The sequence below is a fragment of the Gordonia sp. SGD-V-85 genome, from assembly GCF_001456905.1.
Lineage (GTDB): Bacteria > Actinomycetota > Actinomycetes > Mycobacteriales > Mycobacteriaceae > Gordonia > Gordonia hongkongensis.
The window spans coordinates 228,837-243,772 of sequence record NZ_LNQO01000007.1 but is presented as its reverse complement, the minus strand read 5'-3'; the positions used below and the strand labels follow the sequence as shown (position 1 = coordinate 243,772).

The following is a 14,936-nucleotide window of genomic DNA, read 5'->3' as shown; positions in this document are numbered from 1 at the left end:
AGGTGCTACGCGAAAGTCTGGTGGTCTGTGGCGGCAGCGGTCAGGCGGCGTCGTCGAGTCGCATGGTGCGTCGGTTGTAGGCGGGTAGTGGTCGGCGTTGCGGGTCAATACTGGCGGGTGGGACGAGCCAGGGATGGCGGTCGAAACCCATCACGATGTCCCAGCCGTGGTGGTGGACCTGCGTGTGGCAGCGCTGACACAGCAAACAGCCGTTGTCGAGGTCGGTGGGTCCGCCGTCGGCCCACGACTTGATGTGGTGGACCTGCGTATGGGACGGTGGTGCACCACATTTGATGCAGCAGGCGTCGCGGACGATGATCGCCTTGCGGAGGTGTGCCGGGTACAACCGACGGGTGTGACCCATCTGTAGTGGTACGCCCTCACTGTCGAGGACGATCTCGGTCAGGGATCCGTCGCAGGAGACCTGTTTCGCGGTGGCATGGCTGACCGATCCGGTCCACGGCAGCGTCGCCAGGTCTCCGGTCGCGGGGATCGTCAGCATCAGTTGCGTGCGTGGGCTTCCGACGGTGTCGAGGGTGGCGCCGATCGCTGCTTGATCGAGGATCAGTTCGAAGGCGTCGGCGCGGCGTTGCTCGGCGGTGCGCCGGTCCTCGGTGCCGTCGGGTTCGGGCCGTGGACACGATCGTTCGTCGATCATGGCCTGGAACTTCTCGCCGACGATCTGGGTGAGGTCGGCCCGGATTTCGACGCGGCCGTCGTCGGTGGTGTGGGCGTTGACCGCGTTCAGCGATGGGTCGTCGGCGGCCGGTACGCTGGTGTCGGAGGTGTCCGCCAGAGTGTTGGCGATGGCTCGGGCATGCTTGAGTACTTGTGTCGGTGTTGCGCCGGAGAGTGCTTGGGCGATGAGTTCGAGTTCGTACCGTGAGCGCTTGTCGTCGGAAAGGGCTTTGTGACAACGCTTGTCGATCTGGTTGATGCCTCGGACGATGGCGTCGACGATCTCGCTGGACAGCCGCCCGTCGGCCGCGTGACTCGCCAGGGCGGGCAGCGTGGGCAGGGCGTCGACACTCCGCATGGTGCGAAGAGCGGCGACCGGGGCATGGCCTGACTCGATCAGCAGTTTCTTGGTGGTGCTGCCCGCTTTCTGGGCGACACGGAGGTCGTCGAGTTGCGCTGTGTGGGTGACGATCTGGTGGTCGACGGTGTTGCGGATCAGGCGCAGTGTCTCGAGAGCGTCGAATGTTGCTCTGCCGGTTGGGTCGTCGGCGGGTGGGGTGGTCTCGACGAGTTGATCGAGGAGAGTGGCGAGCTCTGGCATGACTCCAAGGTACAGGAACATTCGTTCGATCTCGAGGTTTCTCCACAGGCTCGAGATCCCGAAATTGTCGACTGCGCAGTCGATTTCGTTGAATGCGCGTTGATCGTTGACAGTGATGAACTTCAGTCACACCCGTTTCGATTTCCGGTCGAAAAGTGGTGGGTTTGTCACGAACGAAGGCCTCGACGGTCGCTCGGGGTCGCTCGGCGAGCGCGAGCTACTCAGCCGGCGGGGCGCACCCGGGCTAGCTGTGCAGATGCGGGAGCTGCTCGGTCGGCGTGAGCGGCCGCCGAAATTCCCCCGGGTGGGGGACAGTCGAACCGCGTCGGACTGGGATTCACTGGACGGATGTCGAATGCGGGGCCACCCGACGATGACGCGACCGTGCCCGGACCAGCCGACCGGGACGAGTCGCCGACGACGATCCAACCTGCCCGCCCAACGGTGGTCCCGGGGGTGTCACTGAACAAGGCCCCGGCGCCGGACCCCTACGCCGCCACGCAGACAGGTCCGACGCCGCAGTACCCACCGCCGTATCAGCAGCCGCCGAGTGGCTATCCTCCGCCACCCGGACAAGCCCGGTACGGCTACCCACCGCCGGGCTACCCACCGCCGGGTTATCCACCACCGGGGTACCCCCAGCCCGGATACCCGCGCAGATCCAACCGGCGCGCGTACCTGATCACGGGCGTCGCGTTGGTCTGTGTCCTCGCGCTGGTCCTCGGGGGCGTCGTGTGGTGGAAGGTGTCCTCGTCGGACGGCGGTTCCGACGACACGCCGGACCTCGTCGCCGGTCAGCTCACCGGCTCGTTCCCGACCGCGCCGAGTCCAGCCTGGAGCGTCGACGCGAGTTCGTTGGGTGGTACGGGGTACGTCTCCGGTCTGCCGCTCGAGGCGACGTACAGGACTCAGGGTGCGGTCCACGACGACCACACATTGGTGACGCTCGTGCAGGTAGGTGACTCCACGAACGGCCCGGCACTGCGGCCCATCGGGATAGACGCCGAGTCCGGCCGGGCGTGGTCGTTCGACGAACCCGTGTCCGGGTGCTCGGCCTCCATCGTGGACAGCACCATCGCCTGCCTGGGTCGGGGCGCCGCGTATTTCGTCGACGTCCGGACAGGTCGCGAGATCGGCCGTGCTCCCGCTCCGCCGCAGGCGTTCGGGATCGCGTTCAACGGGAGAGCGGCGTTCGTCCGCGACTTCAGTGGTGGCAACGAACGCCAGGTCGTGTTCCACAAGGTGACACCAGGAGGCATGGAGTGGCAGCGAACGATCGACCTGCCCGAAGCGCTTCCGAGCGGGGACGCCTCGCAGTTCATCGCCACCGACGAGCTCGTCGCGAGCGCCGACGGCGTGGTCGCCGTCATCTCGGCCGACGACGGCCGGGAGATCTTCACGAGTCCGGGCCGGACCGGGATGTCGCCACGCCCGGACGGATCGATCCTCGTGGTGACGGGCAGCATGACAAGCGGCACACCGACGAATGGTCCGGTCGTCGTGGTCCGGCCGGACGGCACCACCAGCGACTTGGCGGGTATGAGCGGGGAGTCCGCTGCTGTCATGACTCCGACTCAGAGCGGGCGTGTGCTCATCGACGGTGCATACACCGACGTCGCGGACGGCGCGCGGATCTGGACGACGACTGATCTCCCGGCCCACACCTCGCCGACCGTCGTGCTGGCCGATGACCGTGAAGTCGTGTGGACGACGCACGACGCTGTCACCGCAGTCGATGCCATCTCCGGCCAGACGTTGTGGACGACTCCGACCGGGCCGGTCTACGGGTCGACCGGCCACGCCGTCACCGACGGCGAACGCCTCATCGCGCCCATGGCCGACGGCGGCGTGACCGCCCTGGATCTGGTGGGCGGTGCGCCGGTGTGGTCGGTGCCCCCGTCCACGATCGGCAACACCCCCGCTGCGGGTGTCACCGAACCGCGTCCGCCGCTGACGTTCGCCGTCGGCGACCGCCTGATCACGATGACCGCGACCACGATCACCGGCTTCGCGCCCACCGGTCCGGAGGCCATCGTCCCGGGCACGACTCGCGAGGCCGGCACCGCCGACGGCGGCGAACCCGAGTACGTCACGCCGTGCGGGGCGCCCCCGGTGTTCACGCCGCAGTCGTTCCGCACGTCGGCGGGTGGGCTGGGCGTGACGATGAAGGTCACCGCGAAGTGTCCCGGCGGCGACGTCCTGTACGGGCCGCAGACACGCATCACCATCTCCGACGGCAGCGGCATCGTCGCGTCGGGGAACTTCGACTTCCAGCGGGCACCGGTCGCGGTGCCCTCGCTCGACGGGGCGGGCGAGGCGCTGACGATGGAACTCACCTATCCGCCCGGGAGCTTCTTCCGGCTGCCGGACACGCTCGGTGCCCAGGGGAGTGAGGCCGGCGACGGCCGCTACCTCGTCGACTGCGACAAGGGCCCGACCTCCGGGGCCGCGCCGAAGCTCGCGACTCCGCAGTCGGGAACGGCCGCGTCGTCGACCGCCACCGGGGTGTCGTTCCCGGCCGGAGCCGACGTGACGGCGAGCAGCGTCAGCGCCCTCCGTCTGCAGGCCGACGCCGATCGGGCCTTCATCGTGGCGAACCTGAACAACCGGTGGGTGGCGCAGCTGAGCTCCAAACGGCCGGGTCTCGTCGCCGAGGGGCGGACCTGGACCGACCAGGCCATCCTCGACGAGTTCCTGGCACTCCGGTTGCGGTTCAACGACGTTCGGCTCCTGTGGAGTGACGAGTGGCCGGTGTTCTCGTACCGGGGCTGGTGGGTGACGGTGGCCGCGGCGACCTTCCCGGGCCCGGTCGAGGCCAACAACTGGTGTCGCGCCCAGGGATTCGGCCCGGACAACTGCTTCGCGAAACTGGTGAGCACCACGGCCGGACCGGAGCGAACGACCCTGTACTGGAAGTGACGGTGCCCGACGCCGCGCCGGTTTGTTCGGAACGATGACGACTAATCGGTTCATCGCGATACGGTCGGGTATGGATTTCTCCCCGTCAGCGCGGTCGGCCGAACTCACCGAACGCGTGCGCACCTTCGTGACCACCGAGATCGAGCCGGTCGAACCCGAGATCGATCGGGACATCAAGACCCGCCGCGACGAGAACGGCAACCCGTGGACGCCGTCGCCGATCATCGCCGAACTGCAGAAGAAGGCCCGCTCGGAGGGGCTGTGGAACCTCTTCCTGCCCGCCGAGCACGCCGGCCGCTATGCCGCCGACTTCGGCACCGACGGCGGGGCCGGGCTGACCAACTCCGAGTACGCGCCGATCGCGGAGGCGATGGGATCGTCCGGGCTCGCGCCGGTGATCTTCAACTGCAACGCCCCCGACACCGGCAACATGGAGGTGTTGCTGCGCTACGGCACCGACGAGCAGCGGAAACAGTGGCTCGAACCCCTTCTGACCGCCGAGATCCGCAGCGCCTTCTGCATGACCGAGCCGGCCGTCGCGTCGTCGGACGCCACCAACATGGCCGCGACCGCCGTACTCGACGGCGATGACGTCGTCATCAACGGGACCAAGTGGTTCTCCACCGGCGTCGGCCACCCGGACTGCAAGGTGCTCATCTTCATGGGCGTCACCGACGCCGAGGCCGACCGGAAGTCGCGGCACACGATGGTGCTCATCCCGATCGACGCCCGCGGGGTCACGATCGACCGGATGCTCACCACCATGGGCTACTTCGACGAGCCGTTCGGCCACGGCGAGGTCAGCTTCGACAACGTGCGCGTCCCGGCGTCGAACATCCTGCTCGGACCCGGCCGCGCCTTCGAGATCGCCCAGGGCCGGCTCGGCCCGGGTCGCGTGCACCACTGCATGCGGGCGATCGGACTCGCCGAGCGGGCGCTGGAACTCGGTGTGCGTCGCGCACTCTCGCGGGAGGCGTTCGGCAAGCAACTCGCCCGGCTCGGCGGCAACAGCGAGCGCATCGCCGACGCTCGCATCGCGATCAACCGGTCGCGGCTCCTCGTCCACCACGCGGCCTGGTTGCTCGACCAGGGCATGTCCCGCGAAGCCCTGTCGGCGGTCAGCGAGATCAAGGTCGAGGTGCCCAACATGGCACTCGACGTCATCGACCTCGCCATCCAGTTGCACGGCGGCGCCGGTCTCACCGACGACTTCCCGCTCGCGCAGGCCTGGGTGGGCGCGCGGTCGCTCCGACTGGCCGACGGCCCGGACGAGGTGCACCGCAACGTGGTTGCGCGCATCGAGTTCGGCAAGTACCGCTGATCGGGGGACGAGGATGACCAACGAGGTGGCCGGTGCGGGCGAGGTCCGCACCGAGGATGCATTCGACGTCGAGGCGATGGCCAAGTGGCTGGAGGCCAACGCCGCGGACCCGACCGGTCTCGACGCCGTGCCGGAGGTCCGTCAATTCGGCGGTGGCGCTTCGAATCTCACGTATCTGCTGCGCTATCCGTCCAAGGACCTGATCCTGCGCCGGGCGCCCCGGGGTACCAAGGCGCGGGGCGCGCACGACATGGCACGCGAGTACCGGATCCAGTCCGAACTCGCGACCGCCATCCGCTACATCGCGCCGATGATCGCCTTCTGCGACGACGAGTCGGTCCTGGGCGCGGACTTCTACGTGATGGGCCGCATCGACGGTGTCATCCCGCGGACCGAGTGGCCCGCCGACGTCCCGCTCGACGCCGAGCAGGCACGCCGGCTCTGTCTGAACTTCATCGACACCCTGGTCGAGGTCCACTCGGTCGATCCGAGCACGACCGGACTCGCCGATCTCGGCAAGGGGCCGGGTTATGTGCGACGGCAGGTCGAGGGCTGGTCGGCGCGATTCCGCAACGCGCACACCGATGACGTGCCCGACTTCGAGTCGACGATGACGTGGCTGGCCGACAACCAGCCCGACGACGTCGCCAACTGCGTCATCCACAACGACTTCAAGCTCGACAACGTCGTCCTCGGCAAGGACGATCCCACGCGGGTGATCGGCATCCTGGACTGGGAGATGGCAACCCTCGGCGATCCCCTGATGGATGTCGCGGGTTCGATGGCCTACTGGATCCAGGCCGACGACCCGGATGCCATGCAGCTCATGCGACGTGTCCCGACGCACCTGCCCGGCATGCTCAGTCGTGCCGAGTTCGTCGAGAACTATTGCGAGCGCATGGGATTCGACATGACGCCGGAACGCTGGCGCTGGTATGAGGTGTTCGGACTGTTCCGGGCGGGGGTGATCGCGCAGCAGATCTACTACCGCTACTACCACGGCCAGACCACCAACAAGGCGTTCGAACGTCTCGGATACGCGGTCGGGATCATCGCGCAACGGCTGGACGACCTGCTCGTGTAATCGCCCGACGAAAGGGACCGCCATGGCGGAGGACGTGGTCACCCCGGCGGGTGCCGGCAGCGGATCACCCGACGAGATCCGCACCAGCGGGTACCGTCCGGAGCTGCGCCGGACGCTCGGCGGGTTCGCGGTGTTCGCGATCTCCTTCGCGTTCATCTCCGTCGCGGTCGGGATCTTCGCCACCTACGGCAGCGTGCTCGCCACGGCGGGTCCGGTCGGGATCTGGTTGTGGATCGTCGCCGCGGTCGGCCAGACCCTGATCGCGCTGGTCGTCGCCCAGTTCGCCGCCCGAATCGCACTGAGCGGGTCGTCGTATCAGTGGGCGTCGAGGCTGGCGAACCCGAAGATCGGCTGGTTCTTCGGCTGGCTGAGCTTCTGGTACCTCGCGATCGGCGTGGTCGCCATGGACAACGCGCTGGCCAGTCAGGCGCTGATGCCGCTCGCCGGGATGGCCGAGGACGAGGACGTCGCCCGCGTCATCACCCTTGTCGTGCTCGTCATCCAGGCCGTGCTGGTGATCGCCTCGACCCGGTTGCTCGGCCTGTTCACCTCCGGCGCGGTCGCGGTCGAGTTGGCGATCGTGGCGATCCTGATCCTGGTGCTCGCGGCGGTGATGGTGTTCAGCGGAAGCGGTCACCCGGGCAATCTGGTGTCCGAGGGGATGGCCGCCGGTGCGCCGGACTACTGGGCGATCGGTGGCGGGGTGATGGCCGCGATGGTCATGGGACTCACCACCCTGGTCGGCTTCGATTCCGCGGCCAACCTCGCCGAAGAGGCGAAGGATCCGTTCCGCAGCGTGCCCCGGGCGATCGTCGGATCGGTGGTCGCCGCCGCAGCCCTGGGACTGGTCTTCCTCATCGTCCTGACCACGGCGATCGAGGACGTCCGGGCGGTCACGGCCGACGGGTCGCCGGTCGCCGCGATCATCCGGGAACAACTCGGGCCGGTCGCCGAGCGAATCCTGCTCGCCTGCATCGTCTTCGCGATGTTCGGCGCCGGCATGGTGGTGATGGCGGCCTGCGCCCGGCAGGTCTTCGCGATGTCCCGCGACCGGCGCTTCCCGGCGCACCGGCTGATGGCCAGGGTGAACCCCCGGACCCAGACCCCGGTGCCGGCGACGCTGCTCATCCTCGGCGTCGGGGTGGTGCTGATGCTGGCCCTGCCCGGGGCGGCGCTGATCGAGCTGATCATCGCGTCGACGATCCTGCCCGCGCTCATCTACGGCGGGACCGTCGTGCTGTACCTCGTCGTCCGAAAGCGTCTGGAGCGCAAGTCCGGTGGGTTCAGTCTCGGACGTCTCGAGATGCCGGTCGCCGTCGCCGCGCTGCTCTGGGTGGGGGTCGCCCTGCTCGTACTCGTCACGCCCGACGACGCGCGGGTGCCGACCCTGATCGTGCTCGGGCTGATCGCGGCGGGCGGCATCTACTTCGTCGCCCTGCTGTTCGGACCCGGTCGCGTCCTCGAACACGAACCCGGTGTCGACGAATTCGCCGCGGCCGCAGAACCGGACGGGGCTGAACCGGACAGAAGCTAGTCGAGACCTTCCTGCGCGCCCCGATCACCGCGTCGGACACCGGCGCGCTGGACGAGGACGATCGTCGTCCCGAGCAGACCGACGGCCAGGCCCACCAGGCACACCGGCAGCGCGCGGTCGCCACCGAGATCGGTGAGGGCGACGATCACGGTCGCCACCACCCACCCGATCATCCCGACCACGATCACCGGCTCCGGGGCGCGCAGCGCGCGGGGGAGTTCGGGGATCTCGAGTGTCGTGGACATGGACAACAGGGTAGCTTTCGGAACGTGCCACACGATGAGCCGAGTGAGTCTCGCGATCTGAGGTCCTCCGACATCCCGGGTGCGGACACGTCGAGGGGGAACCTCCCCACCGAGCCCGACTTTCCCGCGACCACCCCGGGGCCGGATTCGGCGGTCCCGCGCGGCCCGCTCGACCGGTTCTTCAAGATCTCCGAACGTGGTTCGACGATCAACCGCGAGTTCCGCGGTGGCCTGGTCACGTTCTTCACGATGGCCTACATCGTGGTGCTCAACCCGATCATCATCGGCGGTATCCCGGGCGGTGACAAGAACACCGACGTCCTGGGCAACGTCCTGCCGCTGGCGCAGGTCGCCGCGGTCACCGCGCTCGTCGCGGGCGTGATGTCGATCCTGTTCGGCCTGGTCGCCAACTATCCGTTCGCGATCGCGGCGGGTCTCGGCATCAACAGCCTGCTGGCGGTGTCCATCGCGCCGCAGGTGACCTGGCCCGAGGCAATGGGTCTGGTGGTCGTCGACGGCATCATCATCGTCCTGCTGGCCGTCACCGGATTCCGCACCGCGGTGTTCAACGCGGTGCCCGCCGAACTGAAAGCCGCGATCGCGGCGGGGATCGGCCTGTTCATCGCGTTCATCGGTTTCGTCGACGCGGGATTCGTCAAGCGCATTCCCGACGCCGCCGGCACCACCGTCCCGGTGCAGCTGGGCAGCGACAACTCGATCTCCACGATCCCCACACTGATCTTCGCGGTCGGGGTGCTGCTGATGGGCGTCCTGGTGGTGCGTCGGGTCCCCGGCGGCCTGTTGATCGGTATCGCGATCACTACGGTGCTGTCGATCGTGCTGGAGCGGATCTTCGATTACGGGTCCAGCGTCGCCAACCCCTCCGGCTGGGGTCTCAGCGTGCCCGACATCCCGAGCGCCCTCGGCGGTCTGCCCGATCTCAGCCTGATCGGTGACGTCGACCTGTTCGGCGCGTTCACCCGGATCGGTGTGCTCGCGGCGTCGGTGCTGGTGTTCGCGCTGGTGCTCTCGAACTTCTTCGACGCCATGGGCACGATGACCGGCCTCGGCAAGGAGGCCGGGCTCGCCGACGAGAAGGGCAACCTGCCCGGGGTCGGGCGTGCGCTGGTGGTCGAGGGGACCGGCGCCATCGCCGGCGGTGCCGCCTCGGCGTCGTCGAACACGGTGTTCGTCGAGTCTGCGTCCGGTATCGCCGAAGGTGCGCGCACCGGCCTCGCCAACGTGGTGACCGGAATCCTGTTCCTGGTCGCGATGTTCCTGACACCGCTCTACGAGGTGATCCCGCTCGAGGCGGTCGCCCCCGCGCTGGTGGTCGTCGGCGCGATGATGATCGGCCAGCTCACGACCGTCGACTTCAAGCGGCTCGACTATGCGCTCCCGGCCTTCCTGACCGTGGTCACGATGCCCTTCACCTACTCGATCGCCAACGGCATCGGCATCGGCTTTATCAGCTGGGTCGTGATGGCGACCGCGGCGGGCAAGGCCCGCACCGTGCATCCGTTGCTCTGGTTCGTCGCCGCGATCTTCGTCGCCTACTTCGCGCGCGGACCGATCTCCGACCTCATCGGCTGACGGACTTGGTCATCTGTCCGGGTTTGCCCGTTTCGGTGTCGTCCACCCGGTTCAATTTCGTCGCGGACGGGCAGTGAGGCCGATTTCCTGGCCTACGATTTGGCAATGCATGCACCTTATGGTGACGGAAGTCTGTCCGGCGACCTGTCCCTCGCCGTGGTGCGCCTGGCGCGCCGACTCCGAGGTCGGCGGGAGAACAAGCTGGTCTCGCTCACTCAGCTGTCCGCCCTCAACACGCTGCACCACGAGGGCCCGATGACACCAGGTGCGCTCGCGGCCGCCGAGCGGGTCCGCCCGCCGTCGATGACCAGGGTCATCGCCTCGCTGTCGGATCTCGGGATGATCAAGCGCGAACCCCATCCCACCGACGGCCGTCAGGCCATCGTGACGTTGTCCCCGGAGGGCGTCGAAGTCGTGACCGACGAACTCGCCGCCCGCACGGCATGGTTGAGCGACCGCCTCGCGGAACTGTCCGCCGAGGAGCGGGACATCCTGCGCGAGGCCGTGCGCATCGCCAACAAGATCCTCGGGCAGGCCGACACCGACGTCCCGCGCTCACGCGCGATCTGACTCAGAAGAACGTGCCCGAGAAGGGTGCGCGGTCGGTCATGAACGCGTGATCCAGCGCGCGCAGCGTCGCCGGGGAGTCGACGCGCAGCCGTCTCGCCGCCGCGAAGGCCGAGGGTCGGATCCCGCCGAGGTAGATGCTCGACAGCACCGAGATGTCGAGCGAGACGGTGGGCGTCGCTCCCGACTTCGCCGGCGCGACGATCGCCCCGCCCTCGCGTACCGAGATGTCGAAAACGCCTCCGTGCCCGCGGAATTCGTCGGTCACCTCGATCACGGCGTCCAGGTCGGCGGCATAATGACGGGCACCGAGTGCGGCCGGGACGTCGAGGATGCGCAGCCACATCGTGTCGGCGGTCCCGGTCACCGAGACCGACCGCGGATTCACGAGTTTCTGCGACAGCGGGTCGTCGACCGGGATGGTCGCGCTGAGCGAGGGGATGAGGTCGAGGCTGATCAGGACGCGCCACAGATCGGTGTGAGCGTCGTCGGTGACCGCGAAGACCTCGTTGACCTCGCCGCGCACCGCCCCGGTCTCGTCCTTGTAGATGCGATAGCTCGCGTAGCCGTCGGCGTGGAGGAGGTAGTGCAGACCGCTCGCCGACAGCGGTCGCTCCGACGCCCGGTCGGCCAGGATGGGATTCCACCAGGCGGGGGTGCGGGTGAGCGCGCCCGGGGTGGTCAGCGTCCACCGTGCGTGGAGGTCGGGGATCGCGGCGGCCACCGCGTCGGCGTCGGCATACCGGACGGTGGCATCGTCGGGCTGGGCCGCTCGCATCTGTGCGCCCGGGCTCAGCGACACCGAGTTCGCGAAGCATGCCGGTCCGAAGCCGAAGCGTTCGTAGATGGTGCCCTCACTCGCGGTGAGGATTCCGAAGGTGTACTTCTCCGATTCCCACTGCTCGACGAGTTCGGTGAGCATGCGGCGGAGGATGCCGCGTCGCCGGTGGGTCGACGCCACGGAGACCCACGACAGTCCGGCCGCGTCGGACACGCCACCGCCGGGCAGCGACATCGACATCCGGTAGAACATCGCCACCCCGACGAGGGGCTGCGTGTCCAACCCGGTGTCGCGCACCAGCACGACGTCGTCGTCGGCGACCTTGCCGCGCAGATCGGCGACCTCGTCGTCGGGCAGCGGATTGCGCATGGCGAACGCGCGGGCATCGGTGGTGATGATGTCGGCCCAGTCCGCGTCGGTGGCGCGGGTGAGGGTCAGACGTGACATCGGAGTCGAATCGCTGGTCACGCCCTCCACAGTTTCACACCCGTGCGCTGCCGGTTTCGTCCGGGTGGCAGACTGTTGCGGTGCCCGGGCTCGCAGTGAACGTGATCGACATCGACGACCCGGAGGACCCGCGCGTCGACGACTTCCGCGACCTCAACTCCGTCGACCGACGGCCCGATCTCCCGGTTCTGCCCGGCGGGCGCCCGGGCCGCGGTCTGGTCATCGCCGAAGGCGTTCTCGTCGCCCAGCGGATGATCGCGTCACGGTTCGCGACCCACGCCTTCCTCGGTGTCGCGAAACGCCTCGACGAGCTCGACGCCGATCTCTGTGATCCCGGGCTGGCCGGTGTCCCGTTCTTCCGCGCCACCGCCGAGGTCATGGCCGAGATCGTCGGCTTCCACCTCAACCGCGGCGTGCTCGCCGTGTCGCGCCGACCGCCCGTGCTCACGGTGCCGGAGGTCCTCGAGAGCGCGCGGACCGTCGCGATCCTCGAAGGTGTGAACGACCACGAGAACATCGGATCGATCTTCCGCAACGCCGCCGGATTGGGCGTCGACGCAGTGCTTTTCGGTCAGGGTTGCGCCGACCCGCTGTACCGCCGATGCGTGCGGGTGTCGATGGGCCACGCACTGCTCGTGCCGTTCGCGAGATTCGACGACTGGCCGCGCGGTCTGGACCTGGTGCGGGAACGCGACTTCCAGCTGGTCTCGTTGACGCCCGATCCCGCCGCCGTGACACTGGCCGAAGCCGTCACCGCCGACAAGGTCGGCTTCCTGGTCGGTGCGGAGGGCCCCGGTCTCACCGCATCGGCGATGGCGGCCACCGACGTGAAGGCGCGAATCCCGATGAGCCGGGGCACCGACTCGCTGAACGTGGCGACCGCTGCGGCCGTTGCGTTCTACGAGCGCGCCCGGTCGGGCACCATGGGATTGTGACCGTCGAGCGGGAGGGTGTCGAACCGACGCCGTGGGCCCTGGGGCTGATCGTCGGTGCCTCGTGCGCGCTGTTCGCCGCATTCGTCTTGGTCGGCGTCTACCTGCTCATCGGCGAGATCCTGCGGTTCCTCGGAATCGCCGCCGTACTGGTCGTCGCGGGCGGACTCGGGTGGACCCTCTGGGAGTTCCGGGCGCGGCCCGTGTGGCGGTGGGTCGTGTGGGGATTGCTGCTCGGCTTCCTCGCCGGGGTCGCGTCGTCGATCGCGCTGCTCGCGCTGGGACGCCCCGCACCCTAGAACCCGAAGTACTCGCGGATGCGCCCGCGCTTGCGCGCGTCCTGACCGGGCGATCCCGTCCGCTCCCGGGCGCGCGAAGCCGTTGCGGCGCGGTAGTTCTCGTAGTCGGCCGCGGTCGGTTCGTATTCGGTCGGGTGCAACGCGAAGCAGGTGACGGTGATCTGGGCCGGGTCGAGATCGGACTCCGCGAGCGGGTGGGTGTAGCGGAACCCGAGCCACGCACGGTTCGATTCCTCGGCGAGGTGCGCGGGATGGAAGGGGAGCGACATGGGTGCGGTGGGCACGCCCTCGGCGTGGCTGAGCGGGTGTTCGCCACCCCAGAACGGCTTCTCGAACGTGAACGGCAGGCCGTGGTCCTCGTGGATGGTGACCGGGTCGGCGGCGAAGGAGCGTCGAAGCGTCCCCGACTCCCACCGGGCGAACACTCCGAGTGAGGAGTCGGGCTCGGTGTAGAGGAGGGTCGTGGTCGCGCTGGGGCGGATTCGCGCGAGCGCGCGGGTCAGCGTCGACGGCGTGGTCGTCTCGAACAGCGAACACGACACGACGGCGAGCGGACCGTAGAACCCGGCATAGACGTGGGTGTCGCGGACCGCGGCAGCGGACGCGAGATCGGTGTCGACGAGCGGGACCAGGACGCTGTCACCGAAGACGGTCGTCGCAACCTGCTGGGCGTGCTGGGAGTCGTTGGCCGGACGCGAGCGGAGGATCGCGGCCGGGTCGTCGGTGTCGATGAACCAGACCGTGGCCGCGCGTGCGGAGGACACTCAGCTGTTCCCGTTGCTGCGCACGCCGAGCAGGACATCCTCCCACGCCGGGACAGCCGGTTTACGTGCCTTCTTGCGGCGCGGACGTTCGGGGCCGGACGACGGTGCGGGCACCGAGTCGTCGGCGTCGGCGTCGGCGGCGGTGGGAGTGGCCGCCGTGTCGTCCGTGTCCGAGGCTTCGGCGGTGGCGGCGGACGGCTCGTCGTCGAATCCGAAGTCGAACGGCACGGCGCCGTCGTCCTCGGCCGCGGTGCGGCGGTCGTGGCGGGCGCGCTGCGCGCCGATGATCGAGGCCGCGTCGATGGTGACCTCTTCGCGTCCGTCCGGGGTCGTCTCGACAGCGACTTCGGGGGTGGCGACCGGGGTCAGCCGACGACGGGGCGCGATGGTCTCGGGATGGGTGAGCTCGTCGGCCAGGTCGTCGAGCGGGTCGACGCTGCCACCGTGCGATCCCGGCTGGTAGCGCCAGTGCGCCAGGTTGTCGGTGCGTCCGACGCTCCACGCGACCTGGACCACCCAGTACCCGTCGTCGCCCTTCCATGCGTCCCAGTCGGCGTCGTTGGGATTCTGGCCGTAGGCGAGGAGTCCCTCGGCGACCGACTCGACCAGGGTCGCCACTGCCGGGCCGTCATGGCGGATGGGATGCGCGGCGCCGGCGAGTTCGGTGGCGCGGCTGCGCTCGAGGAGGACCGGGTGGGCGAAGCGTTCGATCTTGTCCACACCCACCCCGGCTGCGGCCGCCACCTCGGCGACGGTTGCACCCGCTCGGATTCGTGCCTGGATTTCGCGTGGCCGCAATGCACTCTCCATCTCGATCTCGATCTGTCCCAGTCGTGAGATGTCGCCGCGGGCGGCGGCGCGGAGGCGTTCGTCGGAGGCGATGCGGAATTTCTCGCCCGATTGCGGGTCCTGGCAGATGACATGGGAGCCGTCGGTTTCCACCCCGACGACGCGGAGCTCACGCATCTGCTCCTCCTCCGGTCGGTGCACGCATTGGGGTCACATTAACTCACCGATCTGCCGGTTCACTGTGGGACACGCGGCAAAACCGCAGTTCAGCACGCGTGGGGCGCAAGCGACGCCAGCGATCGATGCGTCGTATGTGGTCTGTGGGAACCAGGCTACCGGTTCGGTGAAGCACCACCGGCGCGCCGCAACGATCTGTGCGGCG

At 68.6% G+C, this 14,936-nt stretch carries 13 protein-coding genes; 8 read left to right on the top strand and 5 right to left on the bottom strand.

Annotation, left to right across the window (positions count from 1 at the left end):
- Nucleotides 1–40: 40 nt before the first annotated feature.
- Complete coding sequence (locus AS181_RS10970) at nucleotides 41–1,300, bottom strand: HNH endonuclease signature motif containing protein (protein WP_058251617.1); 1,260 nt, start codon at nucleotides 1,298–1,300, stop codon at nucleotides 41–43.
- Between the two features lie 327 nt (nucleotides 1,301–1,627).
- On the opposite strand from AS181_RS10970, the gene AS181_RS10965 reads away from it, so the two are divergent.
- The 4 genes from AS181_RS10965 (at nucleotide 1,628) to AS181_RS10950 (ending at nucleotide 8,137) form a co-directional block, all read left to right on the top strand.
- Nucleotides 1,628–4,198, top strand: a complete 2,571-nt coding sequence (locus AS181_RS10965) for an outer membrane protein assembly factor BamB family protein (RefSeq protein WP_058251616.1) — start codon at nucleotides 1,628–1,630, stop codon at nucleotides 4,196–4,198.
- Between the two features lie 70 nt (nucleotides 4,199–4,268).
- Complete coding sequence (locus tag AS181_RS10960; RefSeq protein ID WP_058251615.1) at nucleotides 4,269–5,519, top strand: acyl-CoA dehydrogenase family protein; 1,251 nt, start codon at nucleotides 4,269–4,271, stop codon at nucleotides 5,517–5,519.
- A gap of 13 nt (nucleotides 5,520–5,532) precedes the next feature.
- Nucleotides 5,533–6,603 carry a phosphotransferase family protein gene (locus tag AS181_RS10955; protein WP_058251614.1) on the top strand — a complete coding sequence of 357 codons (1,071 nt, stop codon included), beginning with the start codon at nucleotides 5,533–5,535 and terminating at the stop codon, nucleotides 6,601–6,603.
- 22 nt (nucleotides 6,604–6,625) lie between these two features.
- Nucleotides 6,626–8,137, top strand: a complete 1,512-nt coding sequence (locus tag AS181_RS10950; protein ID WP_058251613.1) for an APC family permease — start codon at nucleotides 6,626–6,628, stop codon at nucleotides 8,135–8,137.
- On the opposite strand, the gene AS181_RS10945 is transcribed toward AS181_RS10950, so the two are convergent.
- Nucleotides 8,134–8,382 carry a DUF2530 domain-containing protein gene (locus AS181_RS10945; RefSeq protein ID WP_058251612.1) on the bottom strand — a complete coding sequence of 83 codons (249 nt, stop codon included), beginning with the start codon at nucleotides 8,380–8,382 and terminating at the stop codon, nucleotides 8,134–8,136. The genes AS181_RS10950 and AS181_RS10945 overlap by 4 nt on opposite strands.
- A 24-nt stretch (nucleotides 8,383–8,406) precedes the next feature.
- Between AS181_RS10945 and AS181_RS10940 the strand changes: the two genes are divergently transcribed.
- On the top strand, nucleotides 8,407–9,975 hold the full coding sequence (locus AS181_RS10940) for an NCS2 family permease (protein WP_058251611.1): 1,569 nt from the start codon (nucleotides 8,407–8,409) through the stop codon (nucleotides 9,973–9,975).
- Between the two features lie 105 nt (nucleotides 9,976–10,080).
- Nucleotides 10,081–10,545: a MarR family winged helix-turn-helix transcriptional regulator gene (locus AS181_RS10935; protein ID WP_058251610.1), complete on the top strand. Its 465-nt coding sequence runs from the start codon at nucleotides 10,081–10,083 to the stop codon at nucleotides 10,543–10,545.
- 1 nt (nucleotide 10,546) lies between these two features.
- Here AS181_RS10935 and AS181_RS10930 read toward each other — a convergent pair whose 3' ends face one another.
- Nucleotides 10,547–11,770 (bottom strand): GNAT family N-acetyltransferase, encoded by a 1,224-nt coding sequence (locus tag AS181_RS10930; protein ID WP_058251609.1) that lies wholly within the window; start codon nucleotides 11,768–11,770, stop codon nucleotides 10,547–10,549.
- A gap of 80 nt (nucleotides 11,771–11,850) precedes the next feature.
- Between AS181_RS10930 and AS181_RS10925 the strand changes: the two genes are divergently transcribed.
- Together AS181_RS10925 and AS181_RS10920 are read left to right on the top strand one after the other, a co-directional pair.
- Nucleotides 11,851–12,705: a TrmH family RNA methyltransferase gene (locus AS181_RS10925; RefSeq protein ID WP_058251608.1), complete on the top strand. Its 855-nt coding sequence runs from the start codon at nucleotides 11,851–11,853 to the stop codon at nucleotides 12,703–12,705.
- Entirely contained in the window at nucleotides 12,702–13,001 is a 300-nt protein-coding gene (locus AS181_RS10920; protein WP_058251607.1) for a DUF2537 domain-containing protein, read from the top strand. Before AS181_RS10925 ends, AS181_RS10920 begins: the two co-directional genes overlap by 4 nt.
- On the opposite strand, the gene AS181_RS10915 is transcribed toward AS181_RS10920, so the two are convergent.
- Both AS181_RS10915 and sepH read right to left on the bottom strand, forming a co-directional pair.
- Nucleotides 12,998–13,765, bottom strand: coding sequence for a DUF6928 family protein (locus AS181_RS10915; RefSeq protein ID WP_058251606.1), 768 nt, complete (start codon nucleotides 13,763–13,765; stop codon nucleotides 12,998–13,000). The two genes, AS181_RS10920 and AS181_RS10915, sit on opposite strands and share 4 nt — an antisense overlap.
- Nucleotides 13,766–14,731, bottom strand: a complete 966-nt coding sequence (sepH, locus tag AS181_RS10910) for a septation protein SepH (protein WP_058251605.1) — start codon at nucleotides 14,729–14,731, stop codon at nucleotides 13,766–13,768. It abuts the gene before it with no gap.
- Nucleotides 14,732–14,936 lie beyond the last annotated feature (205 nt).